A 20249-nucleotide genomic window follows, 5' to 3' on the forward strand; every position below is an offset into this window, starting at 1 on the left:
GCCGGGCGGTTGTGGCGGGCAGGTGCTCCTTGCCGCGACCGGCGTTCAGGTGTCAGAGCGGCGCAGCAGGGCTTCGATCTCGGTGCGGTCGGCCGTGAGCTGGCCGGCGTCGGGCCGCTTGGGCCAGGGGTGCAGGTCGGTGACGATCGGTGGTGCGGAGCGCAGCAGCACGATCCCGGTCCCGAACGGGAGGCGCCTGATCTTGTCGGGCGGGAAGATCGGCACCCGGCGCACGGACCGCTGGTTGGAGCGGGTGCCGTGGTCGCCCAGCGTCACGGAGTCGGTGTATTCGTCGCGTTCCCCGACCAGGGCGCTCAGGTCTTGCAGGTCCCGGCTGTTGGAAGCCCCGCCGAGGATCACCTTGACGATCGAGGCGTCCCAGATCGCGTTCGCCTGGTGCTCGTTCCACTTGTCCCGCGCCTGCGCGAGCGATTGGAGCACCGGCATCGTCGTGATCCCCGACCCGCCGCCTTCGGCCATCAGCGTCGGCAGGCTGGGGAGCGGCGAGAGGTTGGCTATCTCATCGAGCGCGAGCAGCATCGGCGGATCGAGCCGGGCACCGGCCGATCGTGCGGCCAGGCGGCGGGCGGTCTCGATGAGGTCTTCCACGAGCGCGGCGACCAGCGCGGCGCTGGCTCCGGCACCGGAGCCGGTTGCCAGCAGGAACAACGTGCCGCGGTCGCGGATGAACGCCTCGGGGTCGAAGCCCTCGCCGGGGCCGGGTGATACGGCGTCGAGCACACGCGGGTCGGCCAGCGAGCCGAGAGCCAGGGAGACGCCCTGCCAGATCGAGTCGAGGGTGCGGGGGTCGGAGTCGATCATCGCTTCCAGGGACTCGGCCCATCCGGTCGCGGCCTGGGTGGAGCCGGTCAGGATCGCCACCGCGTCAGCGGCCGCGATCGGATCGAGAGTCCACCGGAACAGTTCGGCGGGCGGCCGGTTGTCGATCGCCGCCGCGTGCAGCAGGGCTTGGAGCGCCGCCCGCGTCTTGCCCTCCCAGAAGCCTCCGCCATCGACACCGCCCGCGGACAGGCCGGTGCCGGCGGCAAGCCCGGTGGCGCGGATCATCGCCGTCTGCGGTGACTCACAGCCCCGGATCGGTGACCAGCGCAGACCGGCGGGCAGACCCTCGGCCAAGTGCTGGGGGTCGAAGATCGCGACAGGGCCGATCCTGCGGCGTGTACGCATGGTCGCGGTGAGGTTGTCCGGCCTGGTCGACGTGACGACGACGGCACCGGGGGCATCGAGGATCGCCGGGATCACCAGATGCAGGCCCTTCCCGGAGCGCGGCGGGCCGATGACCATGATCGAGTCCTCGACCGACGCCCACACGCCGGTGCCCTTGGAGGTGCCGAGCCGGTAGCCCACGTCCTGCGGCTTCGGGTCGCTCAGGTCGGGGCGCAGGCTTCCCGCGCGGCGCAGCAGCGCCCTGTCAGACGCCGCGGCGGCGACCTCGTGCCGGGTGGCGATCCCGGCCATGCGGCGCGGATCGGTCTCGATCCGGTGGGTGTGGCGGCGCAGACGCAGCCACGCCCATAGGCCGCCGGTGACGAGGCCGGCGAGCAGCACCCCGGCCGCGAGCCAGTAGACGACCGGGTTCAGGCCGTCCGCGTCGAGCGCCGAGCCGGGATCACCGGGGCGGAACAGCACTCCGACCCCGGAGGCGGCATCGCCGGCCGGCTGCGGTGTGCCGGTCAGGAACGCGGCCACCGATCCAGCGGCGCGCAGGATCAGCGCGACGCCGAACAGGACGACCAGCCCGATCATGGCGGCGTTGGTCAGCTCGTCTCCGAACGAGCCGGTCTGCCGGCCCTGCTCGTTCACGGCAGGCGCCGGATGATCGCGGTCCCGGAGACCCGGCCGAACAGGATGACCTCGATGACCCCGCCGGTCTGATCGACGCCGACCCCGGCCGGGTCGATGAGGGCGCGCGCGGTGCCGGTGTGGGCGGCGTCGGTGTGCCCGGTGACGACGGCGACCGCCACGTCCTCGCCGGGAACGAACCCCGCGCCCTCGACGGTGTGGAACGCCGGCCCGGCCGGCGCCTTCGGTTCCGGTTCGGGCTCGGGGCGGGAACGCCGGCGACGCGCGGCGATGATGTCGGTGAAGATCGTGCCGTCCGCCTCGCGGACCTCGACCCTGGCCGGTGTCGTCCGATCGTTCGTGGCGCGGTCGATGATCTGCCCGAACGAGGATCGTCGCCACGGCGGCGCGAAAGGTTCGGGGTCCAGCCGTTTCCCGTCGACGGTGACGGTCACGGTGCCGTCCTCGTGCACGTCGAGCACGACCAGCGGGATGGAGACCGGGACGGGCTCAGGCTCGGGTTTCCTCATGCCGCGAGGTGAGCCCGAGCCCGACTACGCGCATGGGCCGCGCGGTTCCGGTCAGGATTCGTGAACTTACGGGTTTCCGGTCATGCGGGCGGTGGTGTCGAACGCGGCCAGCTCGGCGGGGTGGAGCTGGTGCTGCACCACGAACGCCCGGTCCTTGATCCGCCAGAGCCCTTGCCCGGTGCCGAGGCCAGGCAGCAGGCGGCGTTCGGTGCCGGTCAGCCCGAGCGCGAGGGCGGTGGGGCCGAGCTGATCGGTCTCCTGCCGGTAGACGATCCTCGTCTCCGCGTTCGCCAGCAGGCTGTTCGCCAGCGCCCGGTTCGCCGACCCCGCATCGCCGACGTTCTCCAAGTCGGTCAACTTGTGGAACACGAGCAGATTCGCCAGCCCGTAGTGCCTCGCCAGCCGCCAGTGCGCATCCATCCTCCGCAGCAGCGCCGGGTGGGACATAAGCCGCCATGCCTCGTCATAGATGACCCATCTGCGGCCGCCGTGGGGGTCGAGCAGGGCAGCTTCCATCCATGCCGACGAGCAGGTCATCAGCACCGAAATCAGCGTGCTGTTCTCCGTGACGCGCGAAAGATCGAGACTGACCATCGGCAACGACGGGTCGAACCTGACCGTGCTCGGCCCGTCGAACAGACCGGCCAAGTCCCCGGCCACCAACCGGCGCAGCGCGTGGCCGACCTGACGGCCGTCCTCGGTGAGCCGGCCGTCCGGGTCGTCGGCAGGGTCGGGGCGCAGCAGCCGCTCGACCACCATCGGCAGGATCGGCACGTCGGCGTCCCGCACCGCCCCGGCCAGGGCGGTGTCGTTCGCGGTGTGTTCCAACGGCGCCAACCGTCGATCCAGCACCGTCTCCGTCAAGGCTCCGAGCAGATCGCGGCGCCGCGCGGCGAGGGTGGTGGCCCACTCCTGGTCGGACAGACCACCGGGCCGGTAGCCCTCATCGAGTGGGTTGAGCCTGTTGCCCATCCCGTGTCCGAGGATGATCGCTTTCCCGCCGACTGCTTCCGCGACCCCGGAGTGCTCGCCCTTGGGGTCGCCGGGGACATAGACCCTGTATCCGAAGGGCAGGCTGCGGGTGTAGAGGCTCTTGGCGAGCGACGATTTCCCGGAGCCGACGATCCCGGCCAAGATCAGATTCGGCGCGGTGATGATGCCCCTGCGGTACAACTCCCACGGGTCGTACACGAACGACGAGCCGCTGTAGAGGTCTTGGCCGATGAAGATTCCCGCGGCTCCGAGCCCGGCTTCGGCCAGGAACGGGTACTGCCCAGCGAGCACCGCGCTGGTGTCCTGATGCCGGGGCACCCGGAACCGGCCCGGCGTCCTCAGCGCCGCCGGGCCGGGCTCGCCCGCGGCGGGGAGATAGACCGTGGCGCGGCGTTCGGCCCGTTCGGCGGCGGCCTTGGCCTGGGCCGCTTCCTTCTCGACCTGGCGTTGCTCGGCGACGAGCCGGGCGGCCGCTTGCCGCCGCTGCTTGCGCAGCCGGCGCCGCTCCGATGCGGGGGCGACGAGGACAGCGGTATGCAGCTTCTCGCCCCGGCTCACAACGACCGTCCTCGTGTCCCGGAGACCCAGCCGCCGGCGGAACGGTCGAACCATGACGACTCTGGCGCGGTGCGCGATCGTGGCGGCGGCCGGTCAGCAGGCGGTTCTTCCTCGGCCAGCAGAGTCAGCGCGTCGGCGTTCTGACGGGCTGCCTCGGCGGTCCACACAGGGAACAGCCCCTCATGCTCGGGCCTGCCGCCGGGGTTGTCGATGGCGTACTGGCGGGCGTCGCCGGCCGCGCTCAGGTACGCGGCGAGGTCACGCATCGCCCGGTCCGGGGTGACAGCGGCGCCGACCCCGGTGAACAGGTCCCGGCCTTCGAGCACCTGCCCGGTCGCGGAATCCTCGATGCGATAGGCGTACCTCTGGTGCTCGCCCAATGGCGTATCGGGCCAGACCGTGAGCACGAGTGCGCCGGCTTGCGTGGTCGTGGGATGGGCGGGCTCTTTGGCGTTCATGGCTGCCAGGTGCTCGTCCGCCCGTCCCGGAGTGCACGCGACCTACATCGACAGGCTGCGGGCTTGCTTCACCGCGGCGACGCCAGGATGCTCGAACCAGCCACCTTCGCGCACGGTGCTACGTCGACCCGTCGTCTCGCGGGCGGGAGTTGAGTGCCGGGCGGGGACGTGCGCTTCCGCGGCCGGGTCGATGGCGTCTTTGGCGCGGATGAGGTGCCTTCGGTAGAGCGCGACGTGCCCGGCCTGCACGTTGTAGGTCATCGCGTAGTCGCCCGTCTCGGCCTGCCGGTCCCCGGCATAGACCGGCGCGGTGTCGTGAACGTCGCCGTTCTCCATCGCCGCCTCGGTGGTCTCGTTGCCCCAATCCCAAGCGGACAGATGGTCGATCCCGGCCTCGACGCCCTCGTTGTCGATGAGGTCGAGCACCGTGTCGGCCTCGTTGCCTTGGAGGAACACGACCCCGATCCACCGCTCCACTAGCCGGTCCTCGGGATTCCACACGATCCGCCCGGAGTGCGCCATTGCGTCGTTGAGGCGGTCGTGGGTCTGGTCGATGAGGGTGGCGGCCTGGTGCAGCTCGTCGGCTGCCGCCAGCGCCGCAGTGGCACCGGCGGTCGGGTTGTGGTCGTCGTCGGTCACCCGTTGCTGATGGGCCAGGTGGACGGTAGCGAGCTGATCCATGACCTGCCGCAGCGATCGCAGCCCGGCCAGCAGGTCTCCGATCACCGGGTAGGTGTCGGCCGGGTTCTCGAAGGTGCGGGTGGCGTGGGCGAGGCCGCGCAGCGCCTCGGAGGCGTCGTCGGCGTCGCTGGTCGGGTTGGTGAACGTGGGCATCACGGGCTCCTTCAACGAGGGTGGGATGCCTGCCAGGTGAGCGCGCCGTTGCACACCGTGCGGCACAGCGGCAGCGCGGCCGCCGTGAACGCGACCGCTTGCTGGCCGACGAGCCTTCGGGTCTCGCAGGAGGCTTGGATCGCGGCTTGTTCGATCGCGGCGACCGCGGCTTCCAGCTCGTCGATGCTGGGGGCGGAGACGGAGATGAGGCCGGAGACGCGCAGCACGCCGTGGCCGGCGGTCAGGTCGGCTTCCTGTTGCAGCACGTCTTGGTACTCGGCGGTCTGGGCGGCGTCCTCGATCTGGCCGATCCGGGCGCGCTGGGCCGCATCCGAGATGTGTTCGACCTTCTTCTTGCGGATGTCGCGGGCCGCCTGGTCCGAGCGCATCGGGGTGTAGATCAGCGACACCGACCGTTGGATGCCGGTCGAGAGCAGCACCGGCGCGAGGAACCCCGGATAGACGAGGCTGCGGGGCCACTCCGAGACCCACAGCACGGTGTGCCACGCGGAGTCGGTGCGCAGGTTGCCCCAGGTCTCGGTGACCGCGACCGGGCCGGCGGCGGCGAGTTCCTGCCCGAGCCGCCCGTGGCGCTCCAAGGTCGCGGCCACGGCCGGGTCATACGCCGAGCGGAGGATGACCGCGACCTGACCGGGGCCGAGCCACCCCGAGGGGGTCAGGTCCGCAGACCGCAGCGCGGCGACGAGCGTCGCCATCTCTTGACGGAGCACTGCGGCGGCACCACGGATGCCGCCGCCGGCGGTCCTGATCTGCCGGGCGGCGACCTTCATGTCCAGCGAGAGGCTGACCGTCGTGGCGTGCCGTTCCCCGGCGGGGCCGGCCCGCTCGATCAGCTCGCGGTAGGTGGTCGCCGCCCAGGAGCCGTCGTCGGTGCCGTGCTCCGCCCACCACTCGGCCAGCCCGCTACCGGAGTCCGGCAGGGTCCGTTCCAGCACTTGCAGGGTCGCGATCCTCCCGGAACGGCAGACCGTGGCGAGCACCCGACCCCAGGAGGTGACCCGGCGCTCCTGCTCGCCGGGGTCCAGCAAGATGAAGGCCGGATGCGTCACTTCCGTCACGACCGTCAAGGTCGCCTGGCGGGGGTCGTGGATCATGCACGCGCCGGTCTCGGGGTCCAGGTGCTCCCGCAGCCGGGCCATGTCGCCGGGCAGCGCGAGGTTCCCGGCCGGGCGGGGCTTGACGATCCGACGCCGGTAGAGCAGTTGCCCGCCGGTGGAGCGCCACAGCCACCAGCAGGCGACCGGGAGCCATTCGACCATCGGCCTCCCGGCGACCGGCACCCCGGTCAGCACGACGGCGAGCACCCAGACAGGGGCGGTGTAGGCCAGCAGCATCCCGGCACCGCCGTAGAACGCGGCCAGCAGCGCCAGGCCGCCGATGCCGAGGGTGACGAGCTGAGAGACCGAGAGGCCGAGCAGCACCCCGCGGCGGGTGAGCCGGCTGAACTTCATCGGCGTCAGCTCGCTACCGGGTGTCTTCTGTTCCGCGGCGGGCATGGCCGGTCACTCCTTGCCCGATGGCGATGCTGTGGGGTTGGGCGGCTCGGTGGGAGTCCGCGGCTGCGGCGTGGACGGCGGCGGTGTCTGCGACGGCGGCGGGGTGCCGCCGTTCTGCCCGCTCGCGGCGTCCGCGGCGGTCTCGGCCTGACCGGCCAGCGCGTGCCCGGCCTTCGGCCCGGCCTCGGCGGCATCCTTGGCGACCTTCGCTCCGACCACGACGGCTGCCGCCGGTCCCGCGCCCGCCGCCGAAGCGCCGGCCTCAGCGCCCACGGTTTCGCTGCCGGCCACGGCAGGTGCCTGCGCCGGGGCGGGCGACGGCGGAGACGTGCCACCTGATCCTGCGTCCGACCCGCCGCCATTGGGGTCTTCGAGAACCTGCTTGGGCTCGCCTCCGCCTTGGGGCTTGGACGGGATCGGGACCGGGCGGTTGAGGGCGTTCTTGGCCTCCTGCTCGGTGCCCATCTGCTGGTACAGGTCGAAGCCCACGAACGACACGAAGCGGTAGACCATGTACGGCGCGAACGCGGCGATGCCCAAGAGGACGATGCCGGTGATCGGTTCGGTGACCGCGGCGATGTCCAGCTCGATCGGGGTGGCCATCTGCGTGATCGCCAGCAGGAAGATGACGACGAGCACGAGCTTGCTGATGATGAGGGCGATCACGAACGCCGCCCATTTCCCGATCCACCCTTTGGTCGCGTCCCAGGACGCGCCGGCGAACGCGATGGGAGCCAGCACCACGCCGACCAGCAGCAGTGCCTTGCGGATCAACAGCGAGGACCAGACGATCGCGACGGCGGCGATCATCAGCCCGGCCAGGAAGATCGTCACGATCGCGCCGACGCCGGGAGCGGTGATGTTGATGCCGGTCAGTCCGGCGGCGAGCAGGATGATCTTGTCGCCCATCGTCCCGGTGGTCTCGCCGGACGCCTGGATGATGCCGATGCAGAGCTGGTCCACGATCTCCAGCGCGAGCGCAGTCAGCGTGACGACCACGAACGCACCCAGCACCGATTTCGCCGCGCCGAGCGCGGCGCGGGACAGCGCGGTCGGGTCTCGGCGTATCAGCCCGGTGATGAGTTGCAGGCAGAAGAAGATCAGGACGAGGAAGACCCCGATGCCGAAGATCAGGTTGTAGACGCTGGTGAACCCGTCCGTCTGGACATCGACCAGCGTGGTCGTGTCGAACACCGACCACATCGCCTCGATCAGCCAGCCGGCCGCGCCGCCCATCGCCTGCGCGAGCCAGTCGAACGGGGCGGCCACGACCGTCGCGGCGGCCTCGCCGGCCACATCGCAGACGGTCGAGATCACGGGAACGTCGCAGACACCCATCACGAATCTCCTGCTGTGGTGGCGGGCCGGCTCAGACGCCCTGGCCGACGTTCCAGAAGAAGTTCACGAGCGTCACCGCCGCGCCACAGATCACCGCGGCACCGCAGGAGATGAGGACGCCCAGCTTGCCCCTGCCCGAGAGGTGCGGGTTCGAGCTGTTGGCGCCGTAGGCCCACACGATCGCGCTCACGATCAGCGCGAGCACGGACAGGATCAGGCCGACCGTCATCACGGCGCCGACGATGGTGCGGAGCTGTTCGATGCCCGGAAGGCCGTTGCTGTTGGGGTCGATGTCGATCACGGCGGTTACTCCCTCGCTGAACGGATGGCTTGTGGCGGCGAGGTAGGCCGGAGAGCGACTGGACTCCGGCGATCGGGTGAAGGCACGGGAAAGGCCCGCCCGCAGGCGGGCCTTCACTCGGTGCGGGTCAGAGCTGGTTGCCGAGGGCGATGAGCCAGTTCACCCACGCAACCCCCGCGCCGGCGAGTGCGGCGGCGCCGATGCCGACGAGCACCCCGACCCGGCCTTTGGAGGCGAGGGCGGGGTTGCCGTGCGACGCGCCGAACGCCCAGCAGACGGGGCCTGACCCCGGATCTTGGACACGCTGAATCCGGCACCTGGTGCTGGGGAAGCGAGATGATCCGAGAATCATGGCCAGGAAGAACTACTCGGAGGAGTTCCGTCGTCAGGCCGTCGACTTGTACGAGTCCACCCCGGGCGCCACGGTCGGCGGCATCGCCGAGGACCTCGGCATCGTGCGCGGCACGCTGCGGCACTGGCTCGAGGTCTACGGGACCGGCAAGAAGACCGCCGCTGACGGGACACTGACCTCTAGCCCACTGCAGTCCAAGAAGCCCTCGTCCGCGAGCTCGTCGGCGCCGGCCGGTGAGACCCCGGAGCAGAAGATCGCCCGACTCGAAGCGAGGGTCGACGAGCTCGAGAACGAGACCACCAAGCTGACCACCGAGCGGGAGATCCTCCAGCGGGCGGCCAAGTATTTCGCCGGGGAGACGCGCTGGTGAGTCGCTTCCAGTTCGTCGCCGACAACTCTGCCACCTTCGAGGTGAAGCGACTGTGCGAGCTCGTGGAGATCGAGCGCTCGTCCTACTACGCCTGGCTCAAGGCAGCCCCGGCCCGAGAAGCCAGAGCAGCTGCGGACGCCGAGCTGGCGGAGCGGATCAGGGCCGTGCACGCCGAGGACAACACCTGCGGAGCGCCCCGGATCACCGCCGAGCTCAACGACAACACGGCTGCCGGTGAGCGGGTCAACCACAAGCGCGTCGCTCGAGTGATGCGGCTTGAGGGCATCCGCGGCTACGTGAAGAAGCGCCGGGTGCGGACCACGATCCCCGAGCCGTCGGGACAGAAGTACCCCGACCTGCTCAGGCGCGACTTCACCGCCGAGCGCCCCAATGAGCGCTACGTCGGGGACATCACCTACCTGCCGCTGGCCGATGGCACGAACCTGTACCTGGCGAGCGTCATCGACTGCTACAGCCGACGACTCGCCGGGTGGGCGATCGCCGACCACATGCGCACCGAGCTCGTCGAAGACGCGCTCAAGGCTGCCGCCGCGACCCGGGGCAGCCTCAAGGGTGCGATCTTCCACAGCGACCACGGGTCGGTCTACTGCTCGAAGGACTACGCCAAGCTGTGCCGCAAGCTCGGTGTCACCCAGTCGATGGGTGCCGTCGGGTCCTCGGCCGACAACGCCTTGGCGGAGTCGTTCAACGCCACGATGAAGCGCGAGGTCCTCCAGGACGCCGCATGCTGGAGTGACGAGCCGACCTGCCGCCGGCAGGTCTTCCACTGGCTCGTGCGCTACAACACCCGCCGCCGTCACACCTGGTGCGGCTACCTGTCCCCGTCCACCTACGAGGCCCGCCGGGCCGCTACGCTGCCGACCGCCGCGTAATCACACCCCGTGTCCAACATCCGGGGGTAGGGCCCAATGGTACGGGTGCGGGCCAACAAAGGTGCGTAGGCTGTCATGCCTGGCCCTGGCGTTGATCCGTTCACCATGACCGTGCCATCGCGCGTTCAAGATCAACCGGTGGAGACTGTCGCCCGTGCCCGACGATTCGTACGACGTGCGTCAGGTCTGGTAGCCGATGACGGTCATCATGCCGGTTTCGGCGTGGTAGATGTTGTGACAGTGTGCGGCCCATTGGCCGGGGTTGTCGGCGTCGAAATCCACGGTGAGGGTCTGCTTCGGCAGGATGATCGAAGTGTCTTTGCGTGGCCCACCGTCTGAGTGCTGGTAGGTGTGCCCGTGTAGGTGGAAGGGATGCCACATCTCGGTCTCGTTGACCATGCGGAGGCGCACTCGCTCACCGGCCCGGACCGCGTGCGCGTCGCGCAGCGGCTGGGTCGGGTCGAACCGCTTGTTGTTGATGCCCCAGTCGTAGTCGGCCATTGAGCCGGTGAGCGTCAGCGTGACCTCCCGGTCAGGGGTCTTGGTGTCGAGAGCGACATCGGTCGCGGCGGTGAGGATCGCGGCAGTCGCGACACGGGCCGTGTCCAGCTCGGAGAGCACCGCGTCCTGCGGCGGTGTGTTGCCGACACCGGTGCGCACTACGGCGACGGCGCGTTCGCGTTTGCCTTCGGCCAGCGCGACGAGCGGGAACGCGCCGTCGCCGAGGGTGACGAGAAGGTCGTAGCGTTCACCCATGCCGAGCAGAACGCTGTCCACCTCGACGGGTTCGACGGGGAACCCGTCGGTGTGGGTGACGGTGAGGCGGTGCCCGCCGACCGCGAATCGAAAGGCGGTGTCCCCGCCGGCGTTGATGAGTCGTATCCGCACTCGGCTGCCCGGTGTGCCGGTGAACTGGGCCGGGTCGGCGGCGGGTTTGCCGTTGATGAGGTAGTGCGGGTAGTAGACGTCTCCGGCGTCGCCGCCGAGTAGGTCGGAGGTGGCGCCCATGAGGGTGTTGCCCATCCGCATGGACATGTCGTCCATCCCGCCCATATCACCCATCCCGCGTGACAGCTCAGCGAGAACTTCGTCGGGGGTGGCGGTGACGCCGTCGAGCCAGTCGTCTAAGACGATGACCCACTCGTCGTCGTAGGCCAGGGGCTCGTTCGGGTCCTCGACGATGAGCGCCCCGTACAGTCCGCTGTCGAGCTGCGCGCCGACGTGGGGGTGGAACCAGTAGGTGCCGGGATCGGGCGCGATGAACTCGTAGTCGAAGCTGCTACCGGCGGCGATGGGTTGCTGGGTGAGCGGTGGCACGCCGTCCATGTCGTTGCGCAGCGCGAGCCCGTGCCAGTGCACGGAGGTCTCGACGGGGAGCTGGTTGCGGATGGTCGCTTTGAGGGTGTCGCCGGCGCTGAGGCGGATGATCGGGGCGGGTACGGCGCCGTAGGCGAAGGTCTGTGCCGTGGTGCCGGCGAGGTCCAGGCTGGCCGATGCGGCGGTGAGGGTGACTGCGGTGGTCTTTCCGGTGCCGCCGCGTTGCCGTTCGCGGTCTCGTACGGCGGCGCTGTCCGGGTTCACCCAGGCGGCGGAGGAGGTGCAGCCGGCGAGCGCGAGTGTCGCCGCCGCGCCCACGCCGAGTCCGAGGCCGAGGAACGCGCGTCTGCTCCACAGCCGCTCCATGCCGAGGCCGGCATCATGACGGATGGGGAGCTGGCTGGCCGGGCTCATCGGAGTGCTCCGTTCGGGGAAGGCTCCACCGGCCCGGCCGGCTCGCTCGCGGTGGCGCTGCCTGGTGCGGGTGCTTGGTCGGGAAGGCGGAGTCGTTTGAGGAGCAGGGCATTGACTGCGACGATGACGCTGGAGCCGGACATGCTGATCGCCGCGATTTCCGGGGACAGCATGATCCCGAACGCCGGGTAGAACACGCCGGCGGCGATGGGCAGCGCGATGGCGTTGTAGCCGATGGCCCAGCCGAGGTTTTGCCGCATCTTGCGCAGGGTGCCCTTGCCGATCCGCAGCGCGACGGGAACGTCGAGCGGGTCGGAGCGCATCAGCACCACGTCGGCGGTTTCGATCGCGACGTCGGTGCCGGCGCCGATCGCGATGCCGAGGTCGGCTTGGGCGAGAGCGGGGGCGTCGTTGACGCCATCGCCGACCATCGCGACCTTTTTCCCGGCCGCTTGCAGCTCCGTGATCTTGGCGGACTTGTCTTCGGGCAGCACGTCGGCGATTACGGTGTCGATGCCCAGCAGGGAGGCGATCCGTTGCGCGGTGGGCTGGTTGTCGCCGGTGAGCATGACGGCTTCGACACCGGTCTCGTGGAGGGCGTCGATCGCGGCTTTCGCGGTCTCGCGGGGTGCGTCGGCCAATGCGATGACTCCGCCGATGGTGCCGTCGACGGCGAACATGATCGCGGTGCGCCCGCTCGCCGCAAGGGCTTCGCGTGCGGCGTCGATCTGGCTGGTGTCGATCCTTTCCTGGACCATCAGCCGGGTGTTGCCGAGCACGACCCGATGCCCGTCGACGGTGGCGATCGCGCCTTGCCCGGTGATGTTGCGGAACGCGGTCGCGGTGCGGCGTGGGATGTCGCGGGCGTCGGCGTAGGCGACGATCGCTTTCGCCAGCGGGTGCTCGGATTCTCGTTCGGCGGCCACGACGAAGGACAGCAGGTCCAAGTCGTCGGTGCCGACCGCGAGATAGTCGGTGACTTCGGGCTCGCCCTTGGTGAGGGTGCCGGTCTTGTCGAACACCACGGTGTCGATCCGGGCGGCGGTCTCGATGCCGGTGGCGTTCTTGAACAGCACCCCGCGTTTGGCGCCCAGCCCGGTACCGACCATGATCGCGGTCGGGGTGGCGAGGCCGAGCGCGTCGGGGCAGGTGATGACGACCACGGTGATCGCGAACAGGATCGCCATCGGCACATCCGCTCCGGCGAGGAACCAGACCAGGAACGTGAGGCTGCCGCCGATCAGGGCGACCAGCACCAGCCAGAATGCTGCTCGGTCCGCGAGCCGCTGACCGGGAGCCTTGGAGTTCTGCGCTTCCTGCACCAGTTTCACGATCTGCGCCAGCGCCGTGTCGGCACCGACCTTCGTCGCCCTGACCCGAAGCGTGCCGACCGTGTTCACCGTCGCGCCGATCACCGCTGAGCCGGGGGTCTTCTCGACTGGCATCGATTCGCCGGTGACCATTGACTCATCGACCTCCGACGTGCCGTCTATGACCTCCCCATCGGTCGGGACCTTCGCGCCGGGCCGGACGAGCAGCAGATCACCGGGAACGACCTCGGCGGTGGGGATTTCGACCTCGTTGCCGTCGCGGATCACCACCGCGCGGGCCGGTGCGAGTTCCAGCAGCCGGCGGATGGCGTCGTTCGCGCCGCCGCGGGCGCGCATCTCCACCCAGTGGCCGAGCAGCACGAAGGTGGCGAGCACGCTGGCGGCCTCGTAGAACACCTCACCGCCGCCGGTCAGGGTGATGGCGAGGCTGTAGAGCCAGCCCGCGCCGACACCGACCGCGACCAGCACCATCATGTCCAGCGTCTTCGCGCGCAGTGCCCGGTAGGCGCCGTCGAAGAAGATCCAGGCTGCGTAGAAGATCACCGGCAGCGACAAGATCAGCGAGAACACGTCGTCGCGCAGCCCGAACGGTGCCGGGACGGTGAACCCGATGACCTCGCGGCCGATCGGAGACCACAAGGTGATCGGGATGGACAGGATCAGCGCGACCAGGAAACGGTTGCGCATGTCACGGATCATTGCGTCCATCGACATGCCGCCGTGGTGGCCGCCGTGCCCCATCACCTCCTGCGCGGTCGCCGGTGCCGAGTCGCCATGCGCGTGAGCCGGCCCTGGCGAGGCCGGCGCCATGTCGTGGCCGGCATGGGCGGAGTGGTCGTGCTCGGTGTCACCGGTTGCTCCGTGGTGGTGCTGTGGCGCGCTGTCGTGGTGGGAGTGAGGACCCGTCGAATGCGAGGCGTGCGGCTCGTCGCTGGGGTGGCAGATGTGTTGCGGCACGGACTGTCCGGCACAGTGGAATCCGCACTCGGTGACCCATGCGCGGAGCTGCTGGACCGTCGTGGCGTCGGGGTCGTAGGTGACATTGGCGGTCTGCGCGACCGGGTTGACCTCGACGGCGACCACTCCGGGCCGTCGCCCCAGGGTCTTCTCGGCGAGCTGTGAGGAGGAGGCCCAATGCAGACCGGCCACCTGTAGGACGACGGTGTTCATCTTCTTGTTCATGGCGTTTCCTATGACTGTTCGGCCCAGCCCTACAGGGCGGGCAGGATGGTGGTGGCCTGGTCGCCGTCGAGCGCGACGATGCCGCGGTCGTCCACGACGTAGACGACACCGGACGGGGCAAGACCGAGGGCGGCGACGGTCCCCTGGGCGGTGCCGATCGGTGTCCAGGCGGCTTGGCCGCTGCGCCGCCAGAGCTGCCCATCGGTATCGATACCGACCAGCTCGTCTCCGGCCGCATCGAGCAGGTACAGCGTGGGTGCATCAGCGACCAGTCCGAAGGTGGCCGCGTCGTCCTGGCTGGCGAACAGCCCGCTTTGGGTGGCCGCATAGATCACGCCGTCTGCGGTGACCGCAAGATCAGCGGCGGTCACCTCGCTGCCAGCAGTCCAGGTGCTGCCGGAGTCGCCGCTGATCTGTACCGCGGGACTGCTCGACCCGATCCCGTACACCTGCCCATCGGGACCGGCGGTCAGGATGTGGAAGTCCTCCTCGCCCGTGAACGCGACCGGTTCCCAGCTCCGCCCGCCGTCCTCGCTGCGGATGATGCCGAGATTCGGTGACCCCAACTCCGACGGCGTGTCCAGGCCGGGATGCCCGGAGGCGATCAGCATGCCGTCGGTGACGGTCAGGCCCATCAGGTCAAAGTCGTAGCCACCCAACGGGCCTTCCACGGAGCCTTCGGCATCGACGCGGTACAGACCGGTGTGCGTGCCGACCAGGATCGTGGCATCGGCCTCGGGCACCACCGCGTGGATGTGCCCGAACTCGACCGGAGTCTGCGCCGAGGAGGACGGTGCGGACGAGGCGCCGCAGCCAGCCAGGACAGTGACAGCAGCCACGGCGGCGGCGAGCGCGGCGAGCGCGCGGCGAGGCGAGGAACGGAGACGAGAGAACATCAAACGGGCCTTTCGGGAGAGCAGGACGACGACAGAGGCCGCCGGTAGGTCGGCAGAAGGAACCGGCCGCGAAAACGGGGAGACCGGTGTCAAGAGCAGCGGCAGGACGGTGGGAGCCCGCACCATGGGTGGTCGGGCTCCCACGCCGCACCTGCCGAGGACGGCTAGAGGCTGTCCAGAATCTCTTGCATCGTCGTGACCTCGGCGCTCTGGCCGTCGATGACCTGCTGCGCCAGCTCCAGCGCATCCGGGTTCTGTCCGTTGGACAGCTCGGTCTCGGCCATCATGATCGCGCCGTTGTGGTGCTCGATCATGCCCTGCAGGAACAGCCGGGTCGCCTCGACACCGGTCGCGGACTCCAACGCGGCCATGTCTTCCTCGGACATCATGCCGTCGCCGTGGTCCATGCCCTCCATGCCGCCCGCGGACGGGTCGGGCGAAGGCAGACCCCACTCCTGCAGCCAGCCCTGCATGGTCTCGATCTCGGGCCCCTGGGCGTCCTTGATCTGCTGAGCCAGTGTCACCACCCGCTCATCGATCCCGTCCTTGCCGAGGATCAGATCGGCCATCTCGATGGCCTGCTGATGGTGCGGGATCATCATCGTCACGAACATCTCGTCCGCAGCATTGAAGTCCGCACTGGCCTCCGACGAGGAGGGGCTGGAGCTTGACGAGCCGTGATCCATCCCGGACATGCCGGGGTCGTTGTTCTGCCCGCACCCGGCGAGCACCAGAGTCGTGATGAGCGCGGTCGAAGCCAGCGCAAGCATGCGCATACGCATGATGAAGTTGTCCTTTCGTCAGTCGAATGAAGAGTCGCGGTCCATCCACACCCCGGCCGGGGCATGACAGACAGGCATCACGCGGACCCGATGGTCCGTGGGACGCCGCAGCGCAACTCAGGTGCGACTGATCGAAAGAACGATGAGAGAAGGCGGTCGCGGGCGTGGCAGCACCGCGCCCAGCAGCGGCAGCGCCCGAACAGCAAGCAACCGCGTCAGCCACCCGCGACCCCACAGGCCGGGGGCGATCAGGAGGACCATGCCGATCAGGAGCGCGATCACACACCCCATCATCAGCATCGAATGGCTCGGCGCCGGTTCCCCGCACCCATCACCACAGTGCGTCTCACCGGCCGCGGCAGCATCGCTCATGCTGGCACCGGCCATCTCATCTGCCACATCGGCCGACATGCCGCCGTCCGGCAGCGTCTCCGCGGCGGCGTGGTCGGTCTCGATCGTCAGGGTCGGGGAGGTATGCCCCTGCGGGCCGGACATGCTCAGAACGTGCATCGCGAACAGCCCAGCGATCACCATCATCAGCAGGCCAAACAGGAGCAGGCCACGACGACGAGGCGACCCGCCGGTCATCACCGAGCGAAGAGCACCCATCGCCGTCCTCCCTTCAACCTCCGAGTCCCTGACGCTGCCAGCACCCACGATCCCTATTCACTACGGTAGAGCATCGCGCCACGACGCCACCTGAACGCCGTGGCAGCGACACCCCAGCCCGTCAGGCGGCGTGCGCGTACCGCGCCGGGTCGGCATCCCACAACGGGCCGCACTCAGCGCAGCAGAACCAGTACCGCTTGCCCTCGTAGTCCCGGTACAGGCCCTGTTGCTCAGCCTGCTCGGGGTCCACGAAATTGTTCGGCATCACCGGACAGTGCACCAAGTTCTCCGCGTCCGGCGCCGGGTGATGATGAGCATGAGACGGCGCCTCGTGCCCACCGTGATGATGATCGTGGCTCGACATCCTCCACATCCTCTCTAGCGATGCCGCCGCCCTCTGGTCCCCTACTGACACTCCGACACCATCGCCCAAGCCGCCCAGCACGACCGCTGGGCCACCCTCCTGCAAGCCACCGGGTTCACCCCCGGGCAGATCGAAGACGTGCTCGCCTCCGACGCCTACGGCGCGCTGTCGGCCGAGCTACGTCACGCCGAAGCCAACCACCACGACCTCAACGCGCTTCTCCCGCGGCTGGTCGCCGCGCGGAGCCTGGACGACGCCGACGACATCGCCTCCGTCCTCCACGCCCGCGTCGCGCGCGCCACCGCTCGGCCCGCCGGATCAGGCCGCACCCGCAAGCCCCCGAGACTGATCGTCGGCCTGATCCCGCACGCCGGCGGGCAGATGGCAGACGACATGCGGCAAGCACTGGACGAGCGCCGCGAGCTGATCGAGGCCCGCGTCGACGCCGTGCTCCGTGGCGCTCTCACCGATGAGGAACCGTGGACGGCCGACCTCGGCACGGCACCGAGGGGCGAGAAGCAGAAGGCGGCATGGTGGCGCGTTGCCCGCATCGTCGCCGCCTACCGCGACCGCTACGGCATCACCGACGACCGCACCCCGCTCGGGGCGCCGCCGGAGAGCACCAGCCAGAAGATCGACGCCATCCGCGCCCGCGCCGCCCTGAACCGCGCCCAAGCCGCCACCATCGAGGGCACGACGACCGAGCCCGCGCGACAGAGCGCCGCGGCTCGCCCCGCGCCGAGTTTGTGAACGACGGCCGCCGCGAGACTGGCAGTCAGAGAGAGCGTCCGGGCGTGCCCTGTGACGGGTGTCCGTGCCCGAACTCGCGTCCGGCGGGCCGTGTCACGGCCCGCCCTGAGTTCCTATCGCCGTCGAGCAGCCCGATCACGTCACTGGGCTGAGTGACGAGGGAGGCGAAGCCTTGCTTGATGAGTTTGTTCGGCCCGGCACTCGTGACGCTGGTCACCGGACCGGGCACCGCGCCCACGCCCCGGCCGAGTTCGCGTGCGGCGAGCACAGTGGTCATCGACCCGGACCGGGGACTGGCCTCGGGGATCACGGTCACACCCGAGAGCGCCGCCAGCAGGCGGTTGCGAGCCAGGAACCTATGCCTGGTCGGTGCGGCGCCCGGCGGCAGCTCGCTCACCAACAGCCCGACATCCCCAATGCGACTCAGCAGTTCGCTGTGCCCGGCAGGCTAGGGGCGGTCCAACCCGCCGGCCAGCACCGCGATCGTCTGACCGCTCGCAGCGAGCACGCTCTTGTGCGCGGCACCTTCGATCCCGGAGGCACCACCGGAGACGACGACCCGTTCCTCATCCACCAGACCCGTCGCCAGCTCGCCCGCGACCTGCTCACCATAGGCAGTCGCGGCGCGAGCGCCCGTGATCGTGGCCCGATCACTCAGCGGCGTCGTCAAGAACGAGGCCGCGCCGCGCGTCCACAGCAGGTACGGCGCACGCTCGCCCAAGTCGTTCAGGCCGGCGGGCCATTCCTTGTCCGCCGGGATGAGCGTGCCGAACCCGTGACGCTCCGCCTGAGCTACCTGATCCAGCAGGCCGGGCATGACATGCGCCGTCAGTCGTTCGCACCACATCAACAAGTCGGCGCGCGCCAGGCCAGGCACCTCATCGTCGGACTCGATCAGCCGCAGCGTCTCGACCCCGCCATAACGGGCGAGGACGTACCCCGTGGTCGGGTCGTTCGGTTCCGCGATCATCGACAACGCGACCCGCGCCATCCGCTCACCCTGCACCTGCTCCGCCAACGTCGCCATGATCGGTGTCCTCTCGCTCCAAGGTCACCGACGAGGTACACGCCCATCTGCCGAGAGGTTCCCTCTGTCACAAGACAGTCGTAAACTCCGTAGAGAGGCAGGTTCAGCAAACTACGCGGGTCCTTCGGGACGGCCCCTCGCGGGCACTCGGTTCATAGCCGCCTCCACGACGGAACACCGTCGCGCTATGACGACGAAAGAGGCCCGCAATGCTCCGCTCATCTATGGCACTCAGCGCGCGAGGCTACGGCGTGCTCCGCTATGCCCCCACCAACCTGCTGCTCAACGTCGTCCGCACCAGACGCGGCCTCAAGTGGGGCACCCTCGCGATGCTCCTGGCGGTGGTCTACTTCTACGCCGCGGCGATCTGCACCACGATCATCAACGACGGTGGCCCCGGCTGGCTCCACCTGCTGGTCCTGCTGTTCGTCTGGAACGCCTTCAAGTTCCTCTGGATCGGACCAGTCAGCCTCCTACTCATGGCCGGTCGAACCGCTCGCGCGCGGAGAACGCATGCCTGAACCACGAGCGACGGTGGCGCGTCTCCGGGCATTGCCGGCCCCCTCGTGACAACCTAGACACACATGGGAGCCGGAGGTAAGCACCGACAGGAGGGCCTGATGCGGCGCGTGAGAGTTGGTCGGCGCGACGTCGGCGTTTCAGAGGTGCTTTCGTCCTACTGGCACTTCGCGGCCGAACGGCAGCACGTGTATCACGCGAGGTTACGTGGCGAACCTGGCCCGTGGACCGATGACGCAGTCCTGTCGAAGTATCGCTTCACTAATGCCTACCGCGCCGCCGACCGCGTGTCACAAGATCTGATACGCATCGCCTACGACGGTCCACAGTACCCGGAAAACCTCATCTTGCGCGTTCTGCTATTTCGCTTCTTCAACAAGCCATCGACATGGGACGCGCTGGAATCAAGATTCGGCCAGATCACAACATCGACTTTCGATGTCGATGCCTACAGCAAGGTTCTTGACGCAAGAATTGCTAGCGGCGAAAGAGTTTACTCTGCGGCGTACATCGTTCCACCACCGCCGTTCGGCGCGGTTCGGAAGCACCGCAACCATCTGTTGTTGGCCGAGCACATGATGGGTTCCGGGGTAGCCGCGCAAATCGAGCGTGCTAAGTCTCTTCGCGAGGTCTTTGAGACAATTTCGGCTTTTCCTTCACTCGGTCCCTTCCTCTCTTATCAGCTGGCGATCGACCTCAACTACACCTCGATGATCGACTTTGATGAGAACGACTATGTCGTGCCGGGGCCGGGCGCACGCAGTGGAATCGCGAAGTGCTTTCCGCAGCTCAATGGCGTTTCTCCGGAAGACATCATCCGCTGGATGGTCGACACGCAAGAGGCACAGTTCGAAGAGCAAGGCATCGAGTTTGACGACCTGTTCGGCAGGGCTTTGACACTCATCGACTGCCAGAATCTGTTTTGCGAAACCGATAAGTACGCGCGAGTGATGCACCCCAATGTGCGCGGAGTCGGAAGCCGTAACAGAATCAAGCAGCAGTTCGTACCTCAAGGCCCTCCGGCAACGCCATTCTTTCCGCCAAAGTGGGGCATCAACCAGCGGGTGTCGGGCCGTTCGACCACGCTCGCGTCAGTAATTTAGGCCGTCGG

19 protein-coding genes and 1 pseudogene are annotated in these 20249 nt (G+C 68.9%); 4 read left to right on the plus strand and 16 right to left on the minus strand.

The window, feature by feature from the left end:
• Nucleotides 1-45 precede the first annotated feature (45 nt).
• The 9 genes from AC3AQ1_RS00310 to AC3AQ1_RS00350 all read right to left on the minus strand — a co-directional run bounded on the left by AC3AQ1_RS00310 (nucleotide 46) and on the right by AC3AQ1_RS00350 (nucleotide 8684).
• Nucleotides 46-1767, minus strand: a complete 1722-nt coding sequence (locus AC3AQ1_RS00310; RefSeq protein ID WP_108719854.1) for a type IV secretory system conjugative DNA transfer family protein — start codon at nucleotides 1765-1767, stop codon at nucleotides 46-48.
• 53 nt (nucleotides 1768-1820) lie between these two features.
• On the minus strand, nucleotides 1821-2333 hold the full coding sequence (locus AC3AQ1_RS00315) for a hypothetical protein (protein ID WP_108717354.1): 513 nt from the start codon (nucleotides 2331-2333) through the stop codon (nucleotides 1821-1823).
• Between the two features lie 66 nt (nucleotides 2334-2399).
• A complete protein-coding gene (locus tag AC3AQ1_RS00320; protein WP_108717355.1) occupies nucleotides 2400-3884 on the minus strand; it encodes an ATP-binding protein in 1485 nt (494 codons plus the stop codon).
• Nucleotides 3881-4342, minus strand: a complete 462-nt coding sequence (locus AC3AQ1_RS00325) for a hypothetical protein (protein ID WP_108717356.1) — start codon at nucleotides 4340-4342, stop codon at nucleotides 3881-3883. The genes AC3AQ1_RS00320 and AC3AQ1_RS00325 overlap by 4 nt, the downstream gene beginning before the upstream one ends.
• Nucleotides 4343-4384: 42 nt before the next feature.
• Entirely contained in the window at nucleotides 4385-5176 is a 792-nt protein-coding gene (locus AC3AQ1_RS00330) for a hypothetical protein (RefSeq protein WP_108717357.1), read from the minus strand.
• Between the two features lie 11 nt (nucleotides 5177-5187).
• Nucleotides 5188-6693 carry an SCO6880 family protein gene (locus AC3AQ1_RS00335; RefSeq protein ID WP_108717358.1) on the minus strand — a complete coding sequence of 502 codons (1506 nt, stop codon included), beginning with the start codon at nucleotides 6691-6693 and terminating at the stop codon, nucleotides 5188-5190.
• Nucleotides 6694-6699: 6 nt separating this feature from the next.
• A complete protein-coding gene (locus AC3AQ1_RS00340; protein ID WP_108717359.1) occupies nucleotides 6700-8031 on the minus strand; it encodes a conjugal transfer protein TrbL in 1332 nt (443 codons plus the stop codon).
• 31 nt (nucleotides 8032-8062) lie between these two features.
• Nucleotides 8063-8332, minus strand: coding sequence for a DUF6112 family protein (locus AC3AQ1_RS00345; protein WP_108717360.1), 270 nt, complete (start codon nucleotides 8330-8332; stop codon nucleotides 8063-8065).
• Nucleotides 8333-8459: 127 nt separating this feature from the next.
• Complete coding sequence (locus AC3AQ1_RS00350) at nucleotides 8460-8684, minus strand: DUF6112 family protein (RefSeq protein WP_108717361.1); 225 nt, start codon at nucleotides 8682-8684, stop codon at nucleotides 8460-8462.
• Here AC3AQ1_RS00350 and AC3AQ1_RS00355 point away from each other — a divergent pair.
• Nucleotides 8683-9947, plus strand: a protein-coding gene (locus AC3AQ1_RS00355; protein ID WP_108717362.1) for an IS3 family transposase whose coding sequence is annotated in 2 segments (ribosomal slippage) — nucleotides 8683-9034 and nucleotides 9034-9947 — 1266 coding nt in all. Because the reading frame shifts where the segments join, the coding sequence is not laid out codon by codon here. The two genes, AC3AQ1_RS00350 and AC3AQ1_RS00355, sit on opposite strands and share 2 nt — an antisense overlap.
• A gap of 180 nt (nucleotides 9948-10127) precedes the next feature.
• Here AC3AQ1_RS00355 and AC3AQ1_RS00360 read toward each other — a convergent pair.
• The 6 genes from AC3AQ1_RS00360 to AC3AQ1_RS00385 form a co-directional block, all read right to left on the minus strand.
• A complete protein-coding gene (locus AC3AQ1_RS00360) occupies nucleotides 10128-11630 on the minus strand; it encodes a multicopper oxidase family protein (protein ID WP_108717363.1) in 1503 nt (500 codons plus the stop codon).
• 44 nt (nucleotides 11631-11674) lie between these two features.
• Entirely contained in the window at nucleotides 11675-14191 is a 2517-nt protein-coding gene (locus tag AC3AQ1_RS00365; protein ID WP_234417602.1) for a heavy metal translocating P-type ATPase, read from the minus strand.
• Between the two features lie 29 nt (nucleotides 14192-14220).
• On the minus strand, nucleotides 14221-15213 hold the full coding sequence (locus AC3AQ1_RS00370; protein ID WP_199916493.1) for a F510_1955 family glycosylhydrolase: 993 nt from the start codon (nucleotides 15211-15213) through the stop codon (nucleotides 14221-14223).
• 38 nt (nucleotides 15214-15251) lie between these two features.
• On the minus strand, nucleotides 15252-15869 hold the full coding sequence (locus tag AC3AQ1_RS00375) for a DUF305 domain-containing protein (protein ID WP_105185408.1): 618 nt from the start codon (nucleotides 15867-15869) through the stop codon (nucleotides 15252-15254).
• A gap of 117 nt (nucleotides 15870-15986) precedes the next feature.
• Nucleotides 15987-16478, minus strand: coding sequence for a DUF6153 family protein (locus tag AC3AQ1_RS00380; RefSeq protein WP_108717364.1), 492 nt, complete (start codon nucleotides 16476-16478; stop codon nucleotides 15987-15989).
• A 121-nt stretch (nucleotides 16479-16599) separates the two neighbouring features.
• Complete coding sequence (locus tag AC3AQ1_RS00385) at nucleotides 16600-16743, minus strand: YHS domain-containing protein (protein ID WP_231935871.1); 144 nt, start codon at nucleotides 16741-16743, stop codon at nucleotides 16600-16602.
• A 237-nt stretch (nucleotides 16744-16980) separates the two neighbouring features.
• Between AC3AQ1_RS00385 and AC3AQ1_RS00390 the strand changes: the two genes are divergently transcribed.
• On the plus strand, nucleotides 16981-17592 hold the full coding sequence (locus AC3AQ1_RS00390; protein WP_199916494.1) for a hypothetical protein: 612 nt from the start codon (nucleotides 16981-16983) through the stop codon (nucleotides 17590-17592).
• A 25-nt stretch (nucleotides 17593-17617) separates the two neighbouring features.
• Here AC3AQ1_RS00390 and AC3AQ1_RS00395 read toward each other — a convergent pair.
• Nucleotides 17618-18619, minus strand: a pseudogene (locus tag AC3AQ1_RS00395) (DNA-processing protein DprA).
• 251 nt (nucleotides 18620-18870) lie between these two features.
• Between AC3AQ1_RS00395 and AC3AQ1_RS00400 the strand changes: the two are divergent.
• Both AC3AQ1_RS00400 and AC3AQ1_RS00405 read left to right on the plus strand, forming a co-directional pair.
• Nucleotides 18871-19140 carry a hypothetical protein gene (locus AC3AQ1_RS00400; RefSeq protein WP_370445303.1) on the plus strand — a complete coding sequence of 90 codons (270 nt, stop codon included), beginning with the start codon at nucleotides 18871-18873 and terminating at the stop codon, nucleotides 19138-19140.
• A 99-nt stretch (nucleotides 19141-19239) separates the two neighbouring features.
• Entirely contained in the window at nucleotides 19240-20241 is a 1002-nt protein-coding gene (locus AC3AQ1_RS00405) for a nucleotide kinase domain-containing protein (protein WP_159096307.1), read from the plus strand.
• The last annotated feature ends 8 nt before the right edge of the window (nucleotides 20242-20249 follow it).

The organism is Miniimonas sp. S16 (genome assembly GCF_057748195.1).